Raw genomic sequence first — 22,310 nt, 5'->3', positions numbered from 1 at the left:
GTATACCTAAAACACTGGTATACCCTTTTCCACTTATTTTCCCTTCAATACACTATGTAATCGATCCGGATAATTTGTAAACATTCCTGTAGCACCCCATTTGATTAACAGTCTCATATCTGGTTTCTCATTAATTGTATAAGGGTGAATTAAAAGTCCATTTTTCCTAGCCATTTTCATATATGACTCATCAATAATTAGTTCTCCGTTATCATTACGTAAGTTTGGTCCAATACCAGCTGCATACTTTTTAATTTCTTGAAAATCATCATTCGTTACACTTTTCGGCTCATGTGTAATGCCAGACCATTCAACAATTTCATTGTTTTCATTTGGATAATACCAAAGCAATTGAACTAACGGAATATTTTCATTCATACTATGAATCTTTTTCAAACTATCTTTACTAAATGATTGAATCATAACACGGCTAGAAGACATGTTTTGACCTACTAAATTATATTTTTGTAACAACGCCAACAATTTCTCTTCCATTCCTGGATACACATCTGGTGATTTTGTTTCAATATAATACTTCATACTTCTTCCATACTTTTGGAAGATTTCTTCAAGAGTTGGAACCTTTTGCCCAACATACTCTTGCTTAGCCTTTTCTGGATACGCTTTATTAAACCACGTTCCTGCATCTAAACTCTTTATTTCGCTTAACGTTTTATCACGTACTTCGCCTGTTCCATTTGTAGTGCGATCAACTGCTGTATCATGCATTGCAATTAATTGGCCATCCTTTGTTAATTGAATATCTAACTCTAAATAATCCGCTTTCATTTTTTTCACTAAATCATAAGAAGCAAAAGTATGCTCAGGTGCATGTCCACTTGCTCCGCGATGTGCAATATTTAAAAACTTATTCGTATTCCATTCATGCTTCCCTTCTGCTTTCGCATGAACAGCTCCCCCAGCAAAGATACTTCCCGTCATAAAGAAAATAACTAAAACGCTAATAATCTTTCTCATCCTTCTAACCCTTCCTACGTTGCAAATTTCAACAAGCTAATGAGATTTACACGAAATAGAAGACACACTTTCATTATTTTTATAAACCTATATTAAAATTCCAATCTTACAAATATACTTTCTCTATATTATTAATATAGAAAACTAGTATTATCCTATTTAATTTCTATAGCCCTCCTTTTCACATGTAACTCTCTATTTTGTACGGTTCATTCAATAAAAAAAGCCATAAATTATTTAGAATACACTCCTGTATCCCTAAATAAATTTATGGCTTTTCTCAAATATCTCCGGCCTCTATTAACTTGTCGAATTTAATCATATCAAACCTATTGAAATTTGTGAATATTTTTTTCAATACAGTGAAGCACATAAAACAATATTTTCGTAGTTACTTAAAAATCACATAATAAATTTCCCATTACCTCTTCCAATACTATATCTGGATTTACTACCGTTTTTTCCGAACGCCATCCTATAAAGCCATCTGGTCTAATTAATACAGCTCCTCCATTCTCTATACCATATAATTTGCTAAAAGTATCTTCTGGAGCAATAAAGTCTCCTCTTAAGCCAACACGATACCCTTTTATATTTATTCCTAATTTAGCTGAAACAGTATGTGCTGCCTCAGCCCAAAAACTATTTTCTACTCTTGTAAGTAATACAAAATTGTTACCGAATAAGTCTAATATAGAAACTTTCTTCCCTTCATACGTTCCCCCTAAATGTGGTGCTCGCGTTCCAGGTCTTCCGTTCAACTCTATGCTATCCATTCTATGCGGAGTGACTGAATCATCTATAATCGCCTCGGAACAATACTGATATCCAACTGTAACAGCTAAACCATCCATATTATTCAAACCGCCTTCCTCTCTATTCGCCGCACGAAACAGTAAACTACTTGCATAAGCTGTCGTTAATTTTGCAGTAGAGTGTCTCTCTTCATGATATGTTTTTAACAGTTTTGGTTTTGCCTTCCCTTTTATAACAGCCGCTAATTTCCAAGCTAAGTTATGTGCATCTTGTATTCCTGTATTTGAACCAAGTCCTCCTGTTGGCGGCATAATATGTGCTGAATCTCCAACTAAAAAGGTCCGATTTTCTTGAAATTTCACCGCTGTACTTTCGGCGGCTTCCCACGGTAAAACACTTAATATTTCTGATTCAACATTTGTACTTCCAATTGCTATTTGAATAATTTGTTTACAACGTTCTATAGTGAAGTCCTCTAGCCTCTCTCCTTTTAATGGATCGTAGGCTACATGATAAATCCATTTTTTTACGTTATCAACCGGGATAAGTGCACCAAGAACCTCCGGATGAAGTACCATCGAAAAACCGAATGCGTCTCCTTGTATAAACTCACTTAAATCAGCTTCAAAATAAATATTCATATAATAGCCACCAATGGTTCCACGACCCTCAGTTTTAATCCCTAACTGCTCACGTATTTTACTTTTCGCTCCATCCGCTGCAATTACATAGTCACAATGTATGACACTTTCTTTTTCTGTTTCACGATTTCGAATCTTTGCTTTTACCCCGTTTTCATTTTGTTCAAATGAAACTAATTCATGATAAAAAGATAGTTGCCCGCCTAGCGTTTTTGCTTCTTGTAACATCATCTCTTCTAAAATAATTTGATAACATGCAGTTTGTTTTGATGGACTAATCTTTTCTATTTTTTGAAGTAACTCTTCATCGTTTCTGTATTGCGTCGCTCTCATTTGTTCCAATTCTTCTTTATTCGCCTCAGCTATTGTATGAACCGCTATTCTTCCTCGGCAGTTCTCTAATGCTTTACCTGCCAATTTAATTCTTTGTTCCAAGCCTAATTCTCGAAATAACTCCATTGTACGTAAAGTAAGACCGCCTGCTTTCGGATGAATGGCAGGAGACGGATGCCTTTCAATAAGTAAGTACTCAATGTTATGTTTTGCAAGAAATAACGCAGACGCTAACCCAGATAATCCCCCTCCAACAATTAAAACTGGTACATAATTCGATTTCATATATTTACCCTCCACATCATTGTTCTGAGCTCAGTGACATAAATATAATCAAAAAAAACATTAAAATATAGACTTATATTTCATTTTGAATTATCATGTAGATAGATTACGCCCCAAAATTCCTTTTACCTTTTCATACATCTATAATCCACCTGAATTGTGTCTGTATGAAAGTGTAAAACAAAAGAACGTACTTTACGTTGAACCATGTTCTATCGTAAAAATCAAAAATAATACAAACATTATAAGCGGTCGTAACCTTATGGATTATACAAGGTTACGACCGCTTATTTTATTGTTACATCATTTTTTGTTTTTAAAACTTCATCTATTGTGTTATGTAATCCTTCCAATCCCTTTTCTATCTCCCTATAATTTTCAACAATAAAAAATTCATTCGTCTCGATTTTCTTTCTCAATATTGCACCTCGTACAACAATCATGTAGCATTACCGTATCGAAGTAATGGTTCATCATCTTAAACCTTTCGACTAATTACCTGGAGGCAAAGTGATTGAAATGAATAAACAAGAACAATTAAATATTATAAAAAAAGATTTTATTGATTCTCAAAAAGTATTATTGGCAATTGGTGATGAAACACGTCAAGCTATTTTATTAGTGCTAATGGAAACGGAATGTCAAACAGGATTACGTGTAGGAGAAATCACGAAGCAAACACACCTTTCCCGTCCAGCAGTATCACATCACCTTAAGATTTTACGAGAAGCTGGCATTATTTTAATGAGAAAAGAAGGTACAAAGAATTTTTATTATATTGATATACGTACAAAATTAGGTTTATTAAAAAATCTTGTATTAGATATTGAGAAGCTATTGCAAAACTTTTATTAAAACTTGGAGGTATAAGAAATGAAAGCAATGATAATTGATAGATATGGAAAAGTCCCAATGCGTATGGCAGAGGTACCTACTCCTGAAATTAATGAGTATGAAGTGCTCGCAGAAATTCATGCAGCTAGCATTAACCCAATTGATTTTAAAATACGCGATGGAAAAGTAAAAATGTTACTGAAATATGAAATGCCCCTAATCCTTGGGAATGACTTTGCCGGTGTCATCACGAAGGTTGGATCAAAAGTAACTCGTTTTAAAGTTGGTGATGAAATATATGCTCGTCCAAGAAAAAATAAGATTGGTACTTTCGCGGAGTATATAGCCATTCATGAAGATGATATAGCTTTAAAACCGAAAAATTTAAGTTTTGAGGAAGCTGCTTCGATTCCACTCGTTGGCTTAACATCATATCAAGCATTACATGACATCATGCAATTACAAAAAGGACAAAAGATTTTAATTCACGCTGGATCCGGTGGTGTTGGTACTTTTGCTATTCAGTTAGCAAAAATAATGGGTGCCACTGTTACAACGACTGCTAGTGAAGCTGGTGCGAATTTAGTAACGTCTCTTGGCGCAGATGAAATTATTAATTATAAAACAGAGAAATTTGAAGATATACTAAAAAATTATGATGCGGTATTTGATACAATCGGCGGTGCAACACTTGAAAAATCATTCAATATTATAAAAAGCGGAGGAAACATTGTTTCCGTTTCAGGCATGCCGAATGCTCGCTTCGGTAAAGAATTTGGTTCAGGATTCTTTAAAACTCTCTTATTTTCATTAGCCAGCAAAAAACTTACTACACTTGAAAAAAAGCATAATGCTCAATATTCATTTTTATTTATGAAGCCAAGCGGGGATCAATTACGTACTATTGCAAACTATATTGAAGCTGGACAAATCAAACCTGTAATCGATCGAGTTTTCCCTTTTGAAGATGCGCAAAAAGCAATGGAATATTCAGAGTCTGGAAGAGCAAAAGGGAAAATAATTGTAAAAATTAAATAATAATAAAACCTCCATTTTCTTAAAATGGAGGTTTTAAATTTGCTGTTAAATAGACATAGTGCAATGAAGTCCTTACAATAGATTGCAAGGGGAAATATTATATTATACTTTTAGTTAACTTTACAAAGAATACATACGTACAAATACATAATTTAAAATACAAAAAGGAGGAGATACAATGACTAAAAATAATGAAACAGGTTGGAATTTAGATAATAGTTATACGACTTTACCACAATCATTTTATACAGAAATCCCCCCTACTCCCGTAAGTTCACCGGAGTTAGTTAAACTAAACCATTCATTAGCGATATCTCTTGGCTTGACCCCTGAAGAACTGAAAAAGGAAGCTGAAATTGCTATTTTCGCTGGTAATGCACTCCCAGAAGGAGCTCATCCATTAGCTCAAGCATATGCTGGCCATCAATTCGGACATTTTAATATGTTAGGCGACGGTCGTGCTCTTTTAATTGGCGAACAAATTACTCCTTCAGGTGAGCGTTTCGATATTCAACTGAAAGGTTCTGGCCCTACTCCCTATTCACGCCGAGGAGATGGTCGTGCTGCACTCGGTCCGATGCTACGTGAATATATTATTAGCGAAGCAATGTATGCACTCGATATTCCAACTACCCGCAGTTTAGCAGTTGTCACAACCGGTGAACCAACCTATCGTGAAACAAAGTTACCTGGAGCAATTTTAACTAGAGTAGCTAGTAGCCATATTCGCGTCGGTACATTTCAATATGCTGCAGCTCGTGGCTCAATCGAGGATCTTCAATCGCTAGCTGACTATACGATAAAAAGGCATTATCCAGAAATTGAAGCTCATGAAAACCGATATACTGCATTACTACAAGAAGTCATTAAAAGACAAGCCAGTCTTATCGCAAAATGGCAACTTGTTGGATTTATTCACGGCGTAATGAACACTGACAATATAACGATCAGTGGCGAAACAATTGATTACGGTCCTTGTGCATTTATGGACAATTACGACCAAGGAACCGTATTTAGCTCTATTGACACACAAGGCCGTTATGCATATGGAAATCAACCATATATGGCCGCATGGGACCTCGCTCGACTAGCAGAATCTTTAATACCGATTCTGCACGAAGATGAAGAAGAAGCACTAAAAATCGCTCAAGATGAAATCTCGAAATTTAGCGTACAGTATGAAAAACAGTGGTTCCTTGGAATGAAAAAGAAATTAGGACTATTTAGCAACGAAGAACAAGATCAATCACTTATTGAGCAACTTTCAAAAATGATGGAGAAATATAAAGCGGATTATACAAATACATTCCGTTCATTAACTCTTGATGCTAGCGAAAATACAGCTCTATTTGAAAGTCCTGAATTTAAAGAATGGTACAAACTGTGGCAATCTCGATTAGAAAGGCAAGAACAATCGAAAGAAAACGCCTACGAGATGATGAAAAATAATAACCCATCAATCATCCCGAGGAACCACCGTGTAGAAGAAGCACTAGAAGCAGCTGTTACAAATGACGACTATAGCGTAATGGAGAAACTTCTTGAAGCTTTATCAAATCCTTATGCGTATTCTACAGATCAAGAAGAATACTGCATTCCGCCTGCACCGACGAATCGCCCTTATCGTACTTTTTGTGGGACTTGATTGTTTAATATGTAAAAAGGTGCGTTCATATAAATTGTGTGAACGCACCCTTTTTATATCCCCCCACTCAACTAAAACTTTAAAATACACATCCCCCGATGCCATTTCTTTAATCCAAAACAAATTCTACACTATTCCAATAGACTTACTCGTAAGCTTGTTAAACAAATATTGAGAAATATAAAACATCATTTCTAAATATTTTTATTTTTGATACTATATTTTATAAGAATATTCAAAAAGTGAGGGGATTTCATGAACGTTCAACTACAAGGTAATGAACAAATTACAAAATTATTTAATGACTGGTATTTGGCTATGCTAAAACAAGATGTGTCCCAAGCGACAAACTTAAAGCATGAAATTGAGGAAAAGGAACTAAACTTCGAGGAAGATGAAAATTTAGCATTATATCATTCCTTACTAGAGTTTCGACATAAAGTTTTGACAGATAGTTTAAGTATTTCAAAAGATAGCTTTGATAAAATAGATTCTTACGTAATCTCATCCAATCATCCACTGTCTTACTACTATCATTTCTTTAAAGGCATTTATGCAACTTTAACCACAGACTATAACTTAGCTAGCGAACATTATGAACAGGCTAAGTTATTATTAGTAAATAACACTGATAATCTAGAGCATGCTGAATTTTATTATCGAATGGCGATTTTCCATTATCACTTTTACCAACCAATTGAATCTATTGAATATGCAACTAAGGCTAAAGAGATTTTCGATAAACAAACTGGCTTTGAAGTTAAAGTTGGATTATGTAAAAATACATTAGGTGCCTCATTTGTATATTTAAAACAATATGAACAAGCGGAAGAGCAATATAATTCAGCAATACACCTTTTACAAAAATCTGATGAAAAAGAATTAATTTTAAGTGTACGTAATAATTTGGGTTGGTTGTATGCCAGTCAAAACCTCTCCACACTCGCAATCCGTCACCTATCAGAAGTGACCGAAAAGAAACCAACACATTTCAAGGCTCTCTTCTTGCAAGCAAGAGAACACTCTAAACTAGATGAAACAAGTATCGCTGAAGGATTAATCCAAAAAGGGTTAAAAATTTGTACGGAATTAAATAATGAAGAATATATATATCATTTTAAAATTCTAAACGAACTAAATAATAATGTTGCTTCTGAAGAATTAGAAACAATTATCCTTAAAGGAATTACGTTTTTCGACAAAGAATTATTATATAACTACACTCAAGAATACTCAGAAAAATTAGCTGTTAAATTTTATAGTGAAAATAACCACATTAAGGCAAGTGAATATTTTCATAAAGCGTTACAAGCAAAAGAAAAAACGTTTGAGAAAGGGGCATTGAAATGATTAAAAAAATTAGCTCTGTTTTTTTAGGACTATCTGTTTTCGGTATTTTGGCTACTGGCATTCATAGTTCATTTACATACCAAGCGGGTCATGCTGATCTTCCTGCACCCCAAAGACCTGACCTTGTTCAATCCGTTGACGTAAGTAAAGACTACAACTCAACAACAACTGAAAAAGCACTTTAAAAAATGAAAGACCTTCAATTAAGAAGGTCTTTTTAAATACGCTTATTTAGAATATTTCCCTTTCATGTAGGCTTTATTTTCTCATCAACTCCGCAATCCTCTTACTCTCCTCACTACCAACTTTCTCAAGTTTCTCCACAACTAAATTCTGTCTCTTTACAGAATGATTTTGACTTAACTTCGCTTTTCCTTCTATTTTATTTATCTTTATTTTGAATCCAACTATTCCCTTACTTAATCCTCCCATATAATTCGGATCTACATCATTAAGTGAGTAGGTGCTCTCTGGATCTTCATATTTACTTACTAAATCTTGAAGAGAATCTACTAATGTCTTCTCATCTTCAACAATTTCTAATTCACCATATACATGCACTGCAACGTAATTCCATGTTGGTACTGCATTGTTTGTTTCATACCATGACGGAGAGATGTAACTATGTGGTCCTTGAAATATAGCTAATACTTGCTGAGTCCCAATATCTTTCCACTGTTCATTCGGCCGTGCGAAGTGACCATGTAAAGTAAGGGGCTCCCTATTTAATAACAACGGCAAGTGCGTTGCATATGGTTCTCCGTTATGTTGAGAAAATAATGTCGCAAAGCTATTTTGTTCCATTATTTCGTACTTCATCTCTTCATCTTGTATTGCGAAATATTTTGGTATGTACATAAGCTCCCTCTTTTCCGCTCTTTTCTATTTTGTTTCCTATTATATTTAGTAACCGCATCAATCAACAGGGCCAGTTTGTATTTGTTTTATAATGGCAGCTTTCTATTTCAAAACAATAGGCAGCATGTATTCCATGCTGCTTTAGTTTATTTTTTCTAATATATTTGTAATAAATACGGTCTTACCCTCAATATAACTAGATCGATTTTTCGACTCTCTTGCTAACTCTTCCTTCAAGTTTCCATACTCATTAGCTACTTCAGTATGTTCACGAAGGTAATCTCGAAACACTATATGCCTTCTCAACTCTTCACTATTTTTATCACACACATATAAATGATGTTCCATCCAAACTGTATTTCCCTCGTTCCATGGAACGAACGTATCCTTTCTTCCAAACGCCTCTCTTCCTTTAAAGCTCCATTCTAACTGATGATAGTACCCTATCTTCTCAAGTTTTTTTAATACCTCATGAAAAATTTCGTACTCTTCTATTACAATATCAATATCTAGTATTGGTTTTGATGCAAGCCCTTTAACAGATGTACTCCCAACATGTTCAATAGATACAATGCTGTCTTCCATTACATTGTTAATAAGAGTGTATATTTTATTAAATTCACTTTCCCATTTGACATTATATTCTTCGATAGCAATTCTCTGCTTCAACGTACCCCTCTTCTCAAAACAAATTATAACCGTTGAATATGAGTATCCTTAAAATCCGTCTCATATTTCAATCCATATCCAAACATTCGATCCATTGCAATATGTGCTGTCCATATTAAGCCAATCATTATAACGATATCCATCTTAAAATAGACACCTATTAGAACAATTAATATGGATATGATATATGTGTGACATACATTATATATTTTCGCACCAACGTGATTATTAATCCCATATGCTAACATTGATAGATCCGGCGCTAAAAGGAATACAAAAAATATAATCCAACTAAACTCATATATCGAATACATATAAATCGTGGCTAAAAATACAACCATTCCTTCAAAATGTACAATACGTTTTTGCATTATTTATCATTCCTATTTTTCTATATTTATTGATACATTTTCATCGCTGAAAGTATTCTTTGTATTTTTTGACCAGATGGTTGCTAATATTGGCCCTGCAATGTTATGCCATACTGCCGCTAATACACTTGGGAGTACAGCAGCCGGTCCACAATGCAAAATACTTTCCAGCTATATTACTTATCGCTTCTAGTACTTTCATCCACTCAGCCCCTATCTTTTAATTGAAACACCTTATTCGGATTCAAAATATTTTGCGGATCAAGAGCTTTCTTTATTTTCTCCATTACAAATAATGCCGCCCCATGTTCTTCTTCTTGATACTTTCGTTTTCCGATTCCAACGCCATGTTCTCCTGTACACGTTCCTCCTCGTTTAAGAGCATACCGAACGATACTTTCATTTATTTCGTCTGCCTTCTTCACTTCCTCTTTTTCATTTGTGTCAATCATTAAGAGTACATGGAAATTCCCATCCCCAACATGACCGAGAATACCGCCAATAAGCCCTACTTTATGTAATACCTCTTTCGCATGTTGAATCGCTCCAGCTAATTCCGAAATTGGCACACATACGTCTGTACTCATTAGCTTTTTACCAGGATAACTATGCACGTAAGAGTACGCTAAGTTATGTCTTGCATCCCATAGTTTATTTCTCGCTGCTGTTTCCGTCTCAAACGCAATTTCTATACATTTATGATCAAGAACGATTTCTTTCGTAAATTCAATATCTTGCTTTAACCCCGCTTCATTGCCGTGAAACTCTAAAAACAGTGTCGGTTCTTCTCTGTAACTTGTTTCATTGTAATGATTTACTTGTGTCATAGATAATTCATCAACGAGTTCAATTCTCGCGATTGGAATACCTGCTTGTAATATGTTAATTACAGCTTCTACTGCATCATTTATAGTTGGAAACGATGCCCTCGCAGCCATAACATGTTCTGGTATACCGTATACTTTTAAAGTTAACTCCGTGAAACATCCAAGTGTTCCTTCTGATCCTACGAAAATACCATTTAAATGATAACCTGATGATGACTTCGCCGCTAAATTCCCGGTATGTATTACTCCTCCACCAGCAAGAACGACTTCTAAATCTCGAACTTGATCACGCATTACACCATACTTTACCGCTGTCGTTCCGCTCGCATTTGTAGCAGCCATTCCTCCTAACGTTGCATCAGCTCCTGGGTCTACACTAAAAAATAATCCATACTTTTTCAATTCTTTATTAAGCTGAGAGCGCGTCACTCCTGGCTGTACTCTCACAAGAAAATCCTTCTCTCTTATTTCAAGTATTTTGTTCATAAGAGAAAAGTCCATTGTAATTCCTTTTTCGCAAGGAATTACATGTCCCTCTAAACTGGACCCTACTCCAAATGGAACGACAGCTGTTCCGTGCTGACTCGCTATTTTCATTATCGCGCTAACTTCTTCAGTCGTTTTTGGAAAAACAACTACATCAGGTAAACTACTAACGTGGTAAGATTCATCTTTACTATGTAACTCTCGTACTGTCATATTTATTACTACTCGATCTTCAGGAAGTATGCCTTTTAATTCATTTACTACATGTTCAATTGTTATTTCCATAATCAACTCTCCTTTTTAAGTTTAAAATTAGTATACCATTTTTATACAAAATAATTAGAAAAATAAGATTATTAATCCTAAACATATAAAAAAGAACCTGCAGCACACGCTACAAGTTCTTTTTTACTACATTTTAAATGATTTCTTTATTAACAACATAAACCAAATTAAAGTTACTGCCATCAACGAATGAGAGAAGCCTACAATATAAGTTAACCCTTTAAAGTCAGCTCCATTTAACTGAAGAAGCCCTCTCGCTGCTAGCGAACCTAACATTAAAGTTAATGCAATATTATGTAAAACAAACCACTTATTAAAGCCTTTCACTTCATGAAACGCGAATACTTTTGCTAATCCTAAAGCAATTAAAAAGAAGAAAAAGCCAAGTACAAGTGTATGCGTATGCAAAAGATTTAACAAAGTAGATCCTAAAATCCCTTTATACTTACCATACTCCCTAGCGAAAATCCCTGATAATAAACCGATAATCAAATACGTAAACGATGCATTATATAATTTCTTCATTATGTACCTCCTTGAGTAGAATGTGTAGTGTGTCATATTTAGTAATAATGATAGTTATATAGTAAAAACTCCTAGTCACCTAGGAGTCATTGTATAAGCATCTCACTCTTTACAATCAATCTTAATTATAAAATATCCCTTTATACAAAACAAACGAACTTTATGTGAACAAGTAGGACTCTTTTAAAATATGTTGCGATTTTGTATTACGCAATCCATACTAATTATTATAAATGTTAAAGGTGGTGCATTGGATTGATAGTTCTTGAAACTGAACAACTCATTCTTCGCTGGTTTGATATAAAAGACGCTCCATTTATTCTTGAATTAGTAAACGATCCTGCATGGATTCATTTTATTGGGGATAAAAGGATTAATAACTTAGAAGATGCAAAAAAATACATCTTAAATGGACCCGTTGATATGTATAATAAAATGGGGTTTGGTCTTTACTTAGTGGAACGAAAAGAAGATTTCACTCCACTTGGTATGTGTGGCCTTATTAAAAGAGATTCATTAGAAGATGTTGATATTGGCTTTGCCTTTTTAGAAAAGTTTCGTTCAAAAGGGTATGGTTACGAGTCAGCTTCTGCTGTAATCGAATACGGTGTACAAAAGCTCGGCATGAAACGTATTGTAGCAATTACTTCTTTAGATAACATCGCCTCAGGAAAGCTTTTAGAAAAAATAGGATTACAATTTGAGAAGATTATTTCAGATTCAGGAGAAGATTTAAAATTATTTGGGTATAACGCATAGTAAAGAAGGTCGCCGTGAATGGCAACCTTCTTTACTATTTTACTGATCTCGTAATAATATTTTCCTACACATTGAGATTGCATGTTGTATACGGAAGCCCTTCTTCTTTCCATGCAAGAAATCCTCCCTTTAAATTCACTACTTCCTTTATACCAGCTCTTTGTAAAATACTAGCTGCTATAGCCGAACGCAATCCGGTTCGACATTGCAAAACTATTGGACAATCTTTCGGTATATAATCTAGCTGTTGAAATAGATTACCTAAAGTGATATGTATTGCATCATGAAGGTGTCCTTCCTCCCACTCCTTTTTACTACGCACATCGATAACCTTAACCCTTCCACCTTTTATATGCGGATATAATTCAATCGATGTTTTTTCTTTGTAGCTTTCAAGGCTAACATGTTTTTGCATTACTTTTAAGGGCGCAAAAGCAATAATATTATCTAACCCAATAGATTCAAATTCCCTAATAACTGCCTCCACTTTAACCTTTTCCTCATCTAAAATTATTAAAGTTTCTGTTTTATAATCTAATAACCATCCACACCAAGTTGTGAAAGAATTGTTATAAGGTATGTTAATTGACTTCTCAATATGACCTGTAGCAAAACTCTCTGCCTCCCTTATATCAATTATTTGGTGAACGCTACTCAAAATTTCTTGAAGTTCTTCTACTGTATTAATAGCAGTTCTCTTTCTCTTCTTACGAATTGGGGGACCATACTTATTTAAATTCTTCATTAATGAGAAATACTTTGGAGGCTCTGGCTGTCCCGTCAATAAAGTCGATACAAAATCTCTTTCTTCATTACACTGAAATGCCCAATTGAACATCTTTTCATAACCTAATGTAGAAGTTGGAATTGCTCCTAATGCTTTTCCACATGCGCTTCCCGCACCATGTGATGGCCATATTTGCAAATAATCAGGGAATATTTTTATTTTTTGTATAGAATCAAATAATTGTTTCGCTCCTATTTTTGCAGTATCTTTCATACCGACTGCAGTTTCTAATAAATCCGGTCTTCCTATATCTCCTACAAATATAAAATCACCTGTGAATATTCCTATCGGTTTATCATTCGTATAATTATTTTGACTTGTATCAGTTACTAAAAAAGAAATACTTTCAGGCGTATGCCCTGGGGTGTGAATTACATTAAATTTTATATGACCTACTTTAAACTCTGTGCCCTCTCTAACCAATTTGTATCGACCTTCGTTAAGATATTGATATTTCCAATCACAATCTCCTTCATCAGATACATATAAATTTGCATGATAAAGATTGGAAAGTTCTCTAGACCCAGAAAGAAAATCAGCATGAATATGAGTCTCAGCCGCAGCAATTACTTCCATTCCCTCTTTCTTAGCAAATTCTATATATTGTTCTATATAGCGACCTGGATCAATTACAATTGCTACGCCTTCCTTCTGACAACCGACTAAATAGGAAGCATGTGCTAATTTTTCATCATAAAAATATTTTAAAAGCATAGCTATTCCCTCCAAATAGGTATTTCAAATTGCTTTTCAATTTTTATAACCACTTTCTATCTTTCCTTATATAATCCCTTTCAACATTAAATTCCAATACATATATGGCAACATATATCTTTTAAGTAAAAACATACTATACCTTTCTTTCGCTTGATTAAATGGAAACGTTTCTTGTGGCTCATGTTCATAGTTAAATTCAGCAAGTATAAGACTTTTATATCCTGTAACAATCGGACATGATGTATATCCATCATATTTAGCCTGTAAATCTCTTCCGCTAAGTACGTCCATAATATTTTGTTTTAAGACAGGTATTTGTTTTCGAATTGCGGCTCCAGTTTTAGAGGTAGGTAAATTGGTACAATCTCCAAGTCCGAAAATATTTTTATACTTTACATGCTGCAAAGTATAAGGGTTTATATCTACCCATCCCTGATAATCACTTATTTCACTCTCTTTAATAAAATTTGGTGGCCCCATTGGTGGAACAACATGTATCATACTATATGGTATGGTTTCTCTTTTCAGCGTTTGCGTATCTTCAAAAATTGCTTCTCTCTTTTCGGCGATAATTTCTACTAAGTTTTTATTATAATTCGTTATAATTTGCTTTCTTTCTAGTACTTGTTCTAAAGTATTTGCATATCGTGGAACCTGAAATATGTCAGTGTTTGCAGAATAAAACATTACTTCACTTCTGTTTCTTACACCACTATTACAAAAATACTCCTCTGCTAAATACATAATTTTTTGTGGAGCGCCACCGCATTTAATAGGAGTATTAGGGTGGGTAAAAAGCGCATTTCCTCCTTTAAATTTTTCGATTTCTCTCCAAGTAGAATCAACATATGTATAAGAATAATTGCTACATACCCCATTAGTCCCAATAGATTCTTTTAAGCCTTTAATACCTTCCCAATTTATTTGTATACCAGCTGCTACAATAAGAATTTCATACTCAAGCAGCAGTCCGTCATCTAACAGTATCTTATTTTCATCCGGAAATAACTTAACAACACTTTTAGGGATCCACGTTGCCCCTTTTGGAATAAGCGATTCTTGATCACGCATTGTACTTTCCTTTGAAACAATTCCTCCCCCCACTAAACTCCATAGTGGCTGAAAATAATGTTTTTTTGACGGATCAATAATCGCTATACTTTCTTTCAATAGGGGGATATTTCTTAATAAATGTGCAGTAGAAGATATTCCTGCAGTCCCAGCACCAACGACAATAATTTTATAACTATCTCTGGTCTTCATTATCCTCTTCCTATCTAAAATTAATTTTTAAATTAACTAATTTGTGGCCGTATTTTCATCGTAGTAAAATTATTATACGTTAAAAACATCACATTTTTATCTTATTAAAATGAAAATTCTGTTAATTTTACCATCAACATTACTTTATGCGTAAATTCCTTATGTTACTTCTTTAATTTGTTTCAACCACTACAAACTTTATATTTTTCAATATTATACTGTATTCTAGCTACATTTAATTACATCACATGCCAATAGACATTGGATTATATGTCACTTGAAACAAACTACATAGAAACATCCAGTGTCCACATATACAATAATAGGATGGTTTTATATTAATTAATCACTTATATAATTTTTCCTTACAGTTTATCCTTGTCTCAATACTCTCTCAAAGTATCCTTTGTCACTTATAAGAACCTGAATATTCAATTTAGCAATGCGAAAAGTTTGTTTTCAAGCATTTTTGTTTATATAAATTTATAAATGAAATTATGGTTATTTAGTTTATATGTAACCAACAACCAATTTGCAAATCCATCCTGTTGAGCTATTACTCTTTTAAAAACCTCATATGTATTATTTTTATTTAATTTTGTTTACACCCTTAAAAAAAACGAGCATATGATAGTATATACTAATCCGAAAACCATATAGTCTACTTTCTAAGAGCACTGATTTGTGTTCTTTTTTTTTAATGAAGATTATGTTCAATTTTTGTTCCATTATTAAAACTTCCATTTGTTACTCTGAAAAATTCCTCACTTTATAATTCCTATTCACAGTATTTTGACCTTTGAATAGCTAATTACTATATCATAGAATATCTTTTTCATTAAACCTTCTGACCATATTGTATTTATTAAACCTTTGTATTGTAGGATTTAATAGTTATCTCATTGATCATAAAGAGATAACACCAGAAAGTGATTTCTATTAGTCCAAGCAATTCATGTTACTCCCACATACACTATAAAATGTTTGGACTTTATTACTTCAATTAAAACTTAAAGTTAGGAGGATTTATTATGGCAGATTGTACAGGTTTAGCTTGTTTTCTATTCTCTTCGTGGCCAACGGGAACAGTTGTTACAGTTACTACTAGATCAGGTCAAATTATTGGACCTGCTACTTTTTCACTGTTCTTTCCGAATATATGTGCAGTAGTATTGGAAGAAGAAGATGTGATAACCCCTTCCTCTACCAATACTACATTCATAAGTTGTGAAGATATAGAAAGTGTTACTTTAACCACTCCTTAAAATGATTCATATTGTTCTAGCTTAATCCATATTTAAGACATTCTAATGAATGTCTTTTTTCATGAAAAATCTAATCAGTATCCCCTAAGATGTAACATTCTATTGACCTATTATTTCAATAAATTGCTTTAATTTAAATTTTTTTCTCTTCTAAAGGTTACTTGTCTACACATCGTTCTACAAAATTTCATATGATATAGTATATTGTTTAAAGGAGGAATAAATTTGTTCTTATGCAATTTATTTGGTTGTTCAGGTGGAGTATGTAGTATTTTTAAAAATTTACAGCCAGGCGAAGTCGTTACTGTGACTGGTAAATCTGGGAATATTATTGGACCTGCTATTTTTACAAATTTTAACCCTAATACTTGTATCGTCACATTAGAAGAGGAAAATTCAGTTACTCCTCCTACTACAAGTATTACTAAAATTAGTTGTAAAGAAATAGAAAGTGTTACGTTTATCTCATAATATATTTTAAACCTAAAGCAGGGGTTGAAATATGAAACTCTTATACATTACTTCTGGTTACTCAAAAATTTATCAATATCTAGATCAAAGCATACAAGGAACACTTATAGATCAAAATTTCGAATGGTTAGCGATACAACCGAGTGAATTAATACAACAATTGGATTTCATTACAACAACGTTTCATCCCGATATTGTATTCACCTTATTAGGTAATCATCTACCACAAAAAGCAATTCAATATTTTAAAAAATGGAACATTAAATTAGCTGTCTGGTTAACTGAGGATCCATTTTATATAGATACTTCTCTTCTTCTATTAAATAACTTTGATTTTATATTTACTATTGATAGCGAAGCACTTAAATATTACACGGCTTTAGGATATACCAATGTATATCACTTACCATTAGCAACTAATATAGACGTATTTAAACCTAGTCTAAAAAATATAAAATATAAAAGTGAAGTATTATTCATTGGCTATCCTTATCCAAACCGAGTAAAATTAATACATTTTCTTTTAGAAAATACCCCCTATCACTATACTATTATTGGCCGACATTGGAAAAATAAGTTATTAAAAAAATGGAAAAATCACCGAAGAATTAAAATTATAGAAGAATGGATTCCACCTCAAGAAGTTGCGCTCTATTATAATAACGCTAGTCTTATTTTAAATCCTCATCGTAGTCATCTATTTCCACAAAATAAAAATAAAAATAAAGTAAAAAATAATACTATTAATAATCGTACGTTTGATATTGCCGCTTGCCAAGGCTTTCAAATTATTGAAGAAATGTCTGATCTTTTATCGTTCTTCAATAAAGATGAAATTATATCCTATGACAGCTTTGAAGACTGTTTAAATAAAGTATCTCTTTATTTGGATGACACGATTTCAAAAAGATTAATGGTTGAAAAAATTCATACAAAAGTGATAACACAGCATACTTTTCATAAGAGAATCCACTTTATAACAACTATTTTACAGTCACAGCTTTATTAAAATAGAAATCCCCTTGTGCATATAGATGCACAAGGGGATTTCTTCAAATTAATCTATAACATATTCTTAACTTTTATTTCACTTGAAACATGTATTTTTTATAATTTTTATGCACCGATAAGATAAGCCCGATCATTATCATATTTGAAAACAGTGAACTTCCTCCATATGATAAAAAAGGAAGTGCAATTCCTTTTACCGGCATTATACCAACAATCATACCGATATTTTGGAAGATTTGAAGTGTTAGAACACTAATTGCCCCCGCACATAGTAATGTACCAAACAGATTCTCTGCTGAATAAGCAATTATAGTTACTCGATATATAAGAAGTAACAAGACCAATACAACGAGAGCCGCTATTATAAATCCACCTTCTTCAGCGATGGTAGCAAAAATAAAATCAGTATGCTTTTCAGGAATATATACACGTCCTTGACCAAATCCTTTTCCATGTAATTCGCCACTTCCAACAGCTAAAAGAGATTGTTGCGTTTGATACCCTTGATCTGCATTTTCAGCTGGATTCAGCCAACCTATAATGCGTGATTGTTGGTGAGGTTTTAACCTAGTAACTAATTCTTTAAAGAAAAAATCTGGATATCTTACGTATGTAAATATTAATGTAGATAGTAGAGTTACCGGAATGAATGTACAAAATGCAATTAATTTCTTTTGAATCCCTGATATGAATAAAATAAATACAATAGATGCTGCGTATAAGAACACCATCCCTGTATCTGGCTGACTATATACCAGAGCAATAGGAGGAATTGAGACTAACATAATTTTTCCAACCAACAGGAAATCAGTTTTATATGTCCGAATCATATATTTGGCGTTATGATTCACTACTAAATTTGCGACAAATATAATTAGTGCAATTTTGAAAAACTCCGATGGTTGAATTTGACCAATAACAGGAAATTGAAACCATCTTTTTGCTCCCAATTTAACGGGAGTAAATGTTGATTCTGGTAGTATTTTTAATATAACAATTGATGCAAATCCAATAATATACATTGGACAAGATAACTTTTGCCATTGATCCCAATCAATACTTGCAACTAATATTAACAGTACAAAACCAATTAAATAGTTCCTACCTTGCTGAAATGCAAAGTTTGTGCTTCCATACTGGCCAGTTTGTTGACTACTATAAATTGCAGTGATACTAATAATACAAAACATGCATAAAATCAAAATCAGTTTTTTATCTAAACTCCTTAATAATTCTATTATTTTACTCATGAAACCCTCCTATAATACTCAACAACTTCCATACTTCATAATAATGACTAGCACCCTTTTTATACACTTTTAACTATTCAAATGAAAATTATATTATTATGTTATAATGCAAAACTTTATTTTTTTTTAACTTTCCCTTAAGGTTTTACTTTAAATAGTTAAATTAATAATAAGTAAATCTTAATTTTTTTCTAAACTAAAATAAACCAGTCCTTTTTATCCAGAATTACTTAGTTTCTAACTTCTAAAAAAATAATAAGCACTCTAAGCTCTATCTCTAGTCTACAAAGGAGTACTTTCTTTTAAAGCGGACAATCTGATACTAGAAAAACTGTAATAATTATTTTTCATATTAAATACTTAATTTTATTTCTTTTACTTCCATGCCTCATAATTCATAAATACCCCATATATCCCCTAATCCACTGTATTTTCATCAAGTAATTCAAAATTGAATGTCCTATATATTTCCCTCTAGACGCTTGAATAAAACTTAATATGTCGTCAATACTGTAGGCAAAATTTTTTATAAATCTGCCTCAAATTCTTCCCAATCTAACTCTCTTGGGCGAGAGTCGAGCATTTAGATTTTGTTAACTACTATTTTATGTTTCATCGTCACATTATGATGAAATAGTCATATATTTTCTTGAATTTTAAAAACCTAATTCACTTTTCAATATCTCATTTCTTCCTTAAAGAGGTCTTTTTATAGATGCTCTTCTTAAGTTTGTCAGCATAAAACTAAACATTCCGTCAATACTAAAGATAGGCGAAAGCCAGAGCTCATTTAAACGTCCCTGTAGTTCTTCTCTTTTCTGTATTAAGCAGCTAGCTTTCACTAGCTGCTCTTTTATTTACATATATCATAAGGATTTGAATATATTATGTTTGAAAGTACGCTGTTTTATCAAAAGGTAATCCGGTGACAATTTCTTTTTTATTTCTACAAAATAAATTTTTTACTAGATACCTTTTCGTATAATATATGCAATCTTGTTAACACTATAAATGTAACTTTAGGTTACATATCTATTACTTTCAGGGCCTAATTTTCTTTTGTGCAACAAGTGGTTAGCTAGCTTCACTGGCCAATTTGTTGTGCCGAATGAACTTTTTATTTCTCAACACCTAACATATGGTATCAATATTCCAATAATGGTAATATGAAGGTACCTTCAGTTGTTAAATATCTTGCCCTTTTTAAAGGCCCTGTTTTTAAACAGGGCCTTTAAAATTTATTCTCTACTTAAATAGTATTTTTGTTATAAATCTTTCTATAAACACTCTCATTTCCTCGATATCAAATTAAATCCCATGAAACAGGCGTCCCTTTTTCGATATCCTTACTCGCTTTTTTCCCGATAATTTTGGATATGTGTTTTGGTAATAAGCCATTCCCTGGTCTAATAGCTTTAACATTTTCATTTGTAAAGAATTCTCCCGCTTTTATGTTTTCTACTACATATAATGATCTTCTAAATTTTAAAGAATCTTTTTCTATATCAGTAGGTCCATAATATACATTCCCCAAAGATTCCCATGCTTTTTCAGTTTCGCTTACTAATAATTTAAATTCAGCTGGTTCCATTGAAAATTTAGCGTCAACTCCTCCATCCAACCTTGAGAGCGTTAAATGTTTCTCAATTACTGTGGCCCCAAAGGCAACACTCGCTACAGATACTCCTACACCCAGTGTATGATCGGATAAACCCACCTGACATTTAAATAACTCTTTCATATGAGGTATGGTAACTATATTTGTAGATTTTGGAGACGCAGGATACGTACTCGTACATTTTAATAGAATTAGTTCTTTACACCCTTCTTCTCTCGCAACCCTTACTGTTTCATCTAGTTCGGCAATTGAAGCCATACCTGTCGAAATAATTATTGGTTTTCCTGTTGCGGCTACTTTACGTATGAGGGGGATATCAGTATTTTCAAAAGATGCAATTTTATAACATGAAACATTTAATGTCTCTAGAAAGTCTACAGCTGTTTCATCAAAAGGCGTACTAAATGGTATCATCCCTAACTCTATACAGCGATCAAAAATTGGTTTATGCCACTCCCATGGTGTATATGCTTCTTTGTATAAATGATAAAGTGATTTGCCTTTCCATAAACTTTTTGTATCGTGAATTAAAAAATCACCATTTTCTATATTTAAAGTCATTGTATCTGGTGTATATGTTTGAATTTTAAAGCCTTGTGCCCCAGCCTCCGCAGCTGCCTCTACAATTTTCAACGCTCTATCTAATGATTGATTATGATTTCCTGACATTTCTGCAATAATAAATGGTGGCAAACTATTGCCAATCTCTCTACCTCCGATATATACATTACTCATTTTTTTCACCTTCAAGTTCTATTTTTATAGCTTCTTTTCTTTCCTCCCATTGTTCACGGGACAAGGTCATTGTAATGACATCTATATAATCATTGTCCCTATAAATATAATCTTCATATCTTCCATCTTCTTGGAAACCAAGTTTTTGATGAAAATTTAAACTAATACAGTTTGATTCTATTATTTCTGCACATACTTTGTGTATGTCTTTAATTTCAAAAATAAAGTTTAATGCTAATAAACCTAATACAGTTCCGGCATGTCTTACACTTTGTTTTTCACCTATATAAAATCCCCAATAACAAGTTCGATTCATTTCATCTATTTTTGTAAAATTAACAAATCCAATTGGTTTTTCTTTATATATTAATAATCTTGCAACCTTTGTTTCATCCATTACGAGTTTTTCATACCACTTTAAATGTTCGTCTATTGTTATTTGATGATCTTCATACATAACTGAACGTATTTCTTTTGCATTCCGCCAATTTAAAATAAGTTCTAAATCTTTCTTTTCTAACCTTTTCAATTGAAAATCCCCAATATCTAACAT

At 33.0% G+C, this 22,310-nt stretch carries 22 protein-coding genes and 1 pseudogene; 9 read left to right on the top strand and 14 right to left on the bottom strand.

Annotated elements, in window-relative coordinates:
- Nucleotides 1-33: 33 nt before the first annotated feature.
- The 3 genes from C4S65_RS03440 to C4S65_RS35075 form a co-directional block, all read right to left on the bottom strand.
- The gene (locus C4S65_RS03440) at nucleotides 34-978 is read right to left on the bottom strand and encodes a glycerophosphodiester phosphodiesterase (protein ID WP_001226348.1); all 945 of its coding nucleotides are present in this window, start codon (nucleotides 976-978) and stop codon (nucleotides 34-36) included.
- A gap of 395 nt (nucleotides 979-1,373) precedes the next feature.
- Nucleotides 1,374-2,993 carry an FAD-dependent oxidoreductase gene (locus tag C4S65_RS03435; protein WP_061666695.1) on the bottom strand — a complete coding sequence of 540 codons (1,620 nt, stop codon included), beginning with the start codon at nucleotides 2,991-2,993 and terminating at the stop codon, nucleotides 1,374-1,376.
- Nucleotides 2,994-3,280: 287 nt separating this feature from the next.
- Entirely contained in the window at nucleotides 3,281-3,412 is a 132-nt protein-coding gene (locus C4S65_RS35075) for a hypothetical protein (protein WP_001227549.1), read from the bottom strand.
- 91 nt (nucleotides 3,413-3,503) lie between these two features.
- On the opposite strand from C4S65_RS35075, the gene C4S65_RS03430 reads away from it, so the two are divergent.
- The 5 genes from C4S65_RS03430 to C4S65_RS03410 all read left to right on the top strand — a co-directional run bounded on the left by C4S65_RS03430 (nucleotide 3,504) and on the right by C4S65_RS03410 (nucleotide 8,045).
- Nucleotides 3,504-3,848, top strand: coding sequence for a metalloregulator ArsR/SmtB family transcription factor (locus C4S65_RS03430; RefSeq protein ID WP_000571870.1), 345 nt, complete (start codon nucleotides 3,504-3,506; stop codon nucleotides 3,846-3,848).
- Between the two features lie 18 nt (nucleotides 3,849-3,866).
- A complete protein-coding gene (locus C4S65_RS03425; protein ID WP_061666694.1) occupies nucleotides 3,867-4,865 on the top strand; it encodes an NADP-dependent oxidoreductase in 999 nt (332 codons plus the stop codon).
- A gap of 178 nt (nucleotides 4,866-5,043) precedes the next feature.
- Nucleotides 5,044-6,510 carry a protein adenylyltransferase SelO gene (locus tag C4S65_RS03420; protein ID WP_086406919.1) on the top strand — a complete coding sequence of 489 codons (1,467 nt, stop codon included), beginning with the start codon at nucleotides 5,044-5,046 and terminating at the stop codon, nucleotides 6,508-6,510.
- 255 nt (nucleotides 6,511-6,765) lie between these two features.
- On the top strand, nucleotides 6,766-7,860 hold the full coding sequence (locus C4S65_RS03415; protein ID WP_016512493.1) for a RapH N-terminal domain-containing protein: 1,095 nt from the start codon (nucleotides 6,766-6,768) through the stop codon (nucleotides 7,858-7,860).
- On the top strand, nucleotides 7,857-8,045 hold the full coding sequence (locus C4S65_RS03410; RefSeq protein ID WP_000592016.1) for a Phr family secreted Rap phosphatase inhibitor: 189 nt from the start codon (nucleotides 7,857-7,859) through the stop codon (nucleotides 8,043-8,045). Before C4S65_RS03415 ends, C4S65_RS03410 begins: the two co-directional genes overlap by 4 nt.
- A 73-nt stretch (nucleotides 8,046-8,118) precedes the next feature.
- On the opposite strand, the gene C4S65_RS03405 is transcribed toward C4S65_RS03410, so the two are convergent.
- The 6 genes and pseudogenes from C4S65_RS03405 to C4S65_RS03380 all read right to left on the bottom strand — a co-directional run bounded on the left by C4S65_RS03405 (nucleotide 8,119) and on the right by C4S65_RS03380 (nucleotide 11,881).
- A complete protein-coding gene (locus C4S65_RS03405) occupies nucleotides 8,119-8,718 on the bottom strand; it encodes an FMN-binding negative transcriptional regulator (RefSeq protein ID WP_098285358.1) in 600 nt (199 codons plus the stop codon).
- A 141-nt stretch (nucleotides 8,719-8,859) separates the two neighbouring features.
- Nucleotides 8,860-9,387, bottom strand: a complete 528-nt coding sequence (locus C4S65_RS03400) for a GrpB family protein (protein WP_086406918.1) — start codon at nucleotides 9,385-9,387, stop codon at nucleotides 8,860-8,862.
- Nucleotides 9,388-9,410: 23 nt separating this feature from the next.
- Complete coding sequence (locus tag C4S65_RS03395; RefSeq protein WP_086406917.1) at nucleotides 9,411-9,758, bottom strand: DUF4260 domain-containing protein; 348 nt, start codon at nucleotides 9,756-9,758, stop codon at nucleotides 9,411-9,413.
- Between the two features lie 12 nt (nucleotides 9,759-9,770).
- Nucleotides 9,771-9,914 (bottom strand): annotated as a pseudogene (locus C4S65_RS03390) (bile acid:sodium symporter family protein); the annotation flags it as partial.
- 50 nt (nucleotides 9,915-9,964) lie between these two features.
- Nucleotides 9,965-11,356 (bottom strand): FAD-linked oxidase C-terminal domain-containing protein, encoded by a 1,392-nt coding sequence (locus C4S65_RS03385; protein WP_000406578.1) that lies wholly within the window; start codon nucleotides 11,354-11,356, stop codon nucleotides 9,965-9,967.
- Between the two features lie 126 nt (nucleotides 11,357-11,482).
- Entirely contained in the window at nucleotides 11,483-11,881 is a 399-nt protein-coding gene (locus C4S65_RS03380; protein ID WP_000737891.1) for a DUF2871 family protein, read from the bottom strand.
- Between the two features lie 255 nt (nucleotides 11,882-12,136).
- Between C4S65_RS03380 and C4S65_RS03375 the strand changes: the two genes are divergently transcribed.
- Nucleotides 12,137-12,640 carry a GNAT family N-acetyltransferase gene (locus tag C4S65_RS03375; protein ID WP_000636200.1) on the top strand — a complete coding sequence of 168 codons (504 nt, stop codon included), beginning with the start codon at nucleotides 12,137-12,139 and terminating at the stop codon, nucleotides 12,638-12,640.
- Nucleotides 12,641-12,704: 64 nt separating this feature from the next.
- Here the strand turns inward: C4S65_RS03375 and C4S65_RS03370 are convergent, their stop codons facing one another.
- Both C4S65_RS03370 and C4S65_RS03365 read right to left on the bottom strand, forming a co-directional pair.
- Nucleotides 12,705-14,141 (bottom strand): MBL fold metallo-hydrolase, encoded by a 1,437-nt coding sequence (locus tag C4S65_RS03370; protein WP_098285361.1) that lies wholly within the window; start codon nucleotides 14,139-14,141, stop codon nucleotides 12,705-12,707.
- A 66-nt stretch (nucleotides 14,142-14,207) separates the two neighbouring features.
- Nucleotides 14,208-15,407, bottom strand: coding sequence for an FAD/NAD(P)-binding oxidoreductase (locus C4S65_RS03365; protein WP_000857324.1), 1,200 nt, complete (start codon nucleotides 15,405-15,407; stop codon nucleotides 14,208-14,210).
- 1,031 nt (nucleotides 15,408-16,438) lie between these two features.
- Between C4S65_RS03365 and C4S65_RS03360 the strand changes: the two genes are divergently transcribed.
- The 3 genes from C4S65_RS03360 (at nucleotide 16,439) to C4S65_RS03350 (ending at nucleotide 18,152) form a co-directional block, all read left to right on the top strand.
- On the top strand, nucleotides 16,439-16,672 hold the full coding sequence (locus C4S65_RS03360; protein WP_000752670.1) for a hypothetical protein: 234 nt from the start codon (nucleotides 16,439-16,441) through the stop codon (nucleotides 16,670-16,672).
- Nucleotides 16,673-16,897: 225 nt separating this feature from the next.
- Entirely contained in the window at nucleotides 16,898-17,143 is a 246-nt protein-coding gene (locus C4S65_RS03355) for a hypothetical protein (protein ID WP_000477970.1), read from the top strand.
- Between the two features lie 31 nt (nucleotides 17,144-17,174).
- Nucleotides 17,175-18,152 (top strand): DUF3880 domain-containing protein, encoded by a 978-nt coding sequence (locus C4S65_RS03350; protein WP_000772271.1) that lies wholly within the window; start codon nucleotides 17,175-17,177, stop codon nucleotides 18,150-18,152.
- A 73-nt stretch (nucleotides 18,153-18,225) separates the two neighbouring features.
- Here C4S65_RS03350 and C4S65_RS03345 read toward each other — a convergent pair whose 3' ends face one another.
- The 3 genes from C4S65_RS03345 to pseH form a co-directional block, all read right to left on the bottom strand.
- Entirely contained in the window at nucleotides 18,226-19,404 is a 1,179-nt protein-coding gene (locus C4S65_RS03345) for an FtsW/RodA/SpoVE family cell cycle protein (protein WP_098285362.1), read from the bottom strand.
- Nucleotides 19,405-20,707: 1,303 nt separating this feature from the next.
- Nucleotides 20,708-21,757 carry a pseudaminic acid synthase gene (pseI, locus tag C4S65_RS03340; RefSeq protein WP_000073380.1) on the bottom strand — a complete coding sequence of 350 codons (1,050 nt, stop codon included), beginning with the start codon at nucleotides 21,755-21,757 and terminating at the stop codon, nucleotides 20,708-20,710.
- Nucleotides 21,750-22,310, bottom strand: coding sequence for a UDP-4-amino-4,6-dideoxy-N-acetyl-beta-L-altrosamine N-acetyltransferase (pseH, locus tag C4S65_RS03335; protein WP_000884113.1), 561 nt, complete (start codon nucleotides 22,308-22,310; stop codon nucleotides 21,750-21,752). The genes pseI and pseH overlap by 8 nt, the downstream gene beginning before the upstream one ends.

The sequence above is a fragment of the Bacillus sp. ok061 genome (assembly GCF_900108285.1).
Lineage (GTDB): Bacteria > Bacillota > Bacilli > Bacillales > Bacillaceae_G > Bacillus_A > Bacillus_A thuringiensis_S.
Note: the sequence above shows the minus strand (reverse complement) of the source record. Positions and strands in the feature narration are given on the sequence as shown.

Bases quoted from the DNA above. Each gene is read 5' to 3' on its own strand.
- C4S65_RS03440 (WP_001226348.1), bottom strand. From the start codon at position 978: ATGAGAAAGATTATTAGCGTTTTAGTTATTTTCTTTATGACGGGAAGT.
- C4S65_RS03435 (WP_061666695.1), bottom strand. From the start codon at position 2,993: ATGAAATCGAATTATGTACCAGTTTTAATTGTTGGAGGGGGATTATCT.
- C4S65_RS03425 (WP_061666694.1), top strand. From the start codon at position 3,867: ATGAAAGCAATGATAATTGATAGATATGGAAAAGTCCCAATGCGTATG.
- C4S65_RS03420 (WP_086406919.1), top strand. From the start codon at position 5,044: ATGACTAAAAATAATGAAACAGGTTGGAATTTAGATAATAGTTATACG.
- C4S65_RS03415 (WP_016512493.1), top strand. From the start codon at position 6,766: ATGAACGTTCAACTACAAGGTAATGAACAAATTACAAAATTATTTAAT.
- C4S65_RS03410 (WP_000592016.1), top strand. From the start codon at position 7,857: ATGATTAAAAAAATTAGCTCTGTTTTTTTAGGACTATCTGTTTTCGGT.
- C4S65_RS03405 (WP_098285358.1), bottom strand. From the start codon at position 8,718: ATGTACATACCAAAATATTTCGCAATACAAGATGAAGAGATGAAGTAC.
- C4S65_RS03395 (WP_086406917.1), bottom strand. From the start codon at position 9,758: ATGCAAAAACGTATTGTACATTTTGAAGGAATGGTTGTATTTTTAGCC.
- C4S65_RS03385 (WP_000406578.1), bottom strand. From the start codon at position 11,356: ATGGAAATAACAATTGAACATGTAGTAAATGAATTAAAAGGCATACTT.
- C4S65_RS03380 (WP_000737891.1), bottom strand. From the start codon at position 11,881: ATGAAGAAATTATATAATGCATCGTTTACGTATTTGATTATCGGTTTA.
- C4S65_RS03370 (WP_098285361.1), bottom strand. From the start codon at position 14,141: ATGCTTTTAAAATATTTTTATGATGAAAAATTAGCACATGCTTCCTAT.
- C4S65_RS03365 (WP_000857324.1), bottom strand. From the start codon at position 15,407: ATGAAGACCAGAGATAGTTATAAAATTATTGTCGTTGGTGCTGGGACT.
- C4S65_RS03360 (WP_000752670.1), top strand. From the start codon at position 16,439: ATGGCAGATTGTACAGGTTTAGCTTGTTTTCTATTCTCTTCGTGGCCA.
- C4S65_RS03350 (WP_000772271.1), top strand. From the start codon at position 17,175: ATGAAACTCTTATACATTACTTCTGGTTACTCAAAAATTTATCAATAT.
- C4S65_RS03345 (WP_098285362.1), bottom strand. From the start codon at position 19,404: ATGAGTAAAATAATAGAATTATTAAGGAGTTTAGATAAAAAACTGATT.
- pseI (WP_000073380.1), bottom strand. From the start codon at position 21,757: ATGAGTAATGTATATATCGGAGGTAGAGAGATTGGCAATAGTTTGCCA.
- pseH (WP_000884113.1), bottom strand. From the start codon at position 22,310: ATGTTAGATATTGGGGATTTTCAATTGAAAAGGTTAGAAAAGAAAGAT.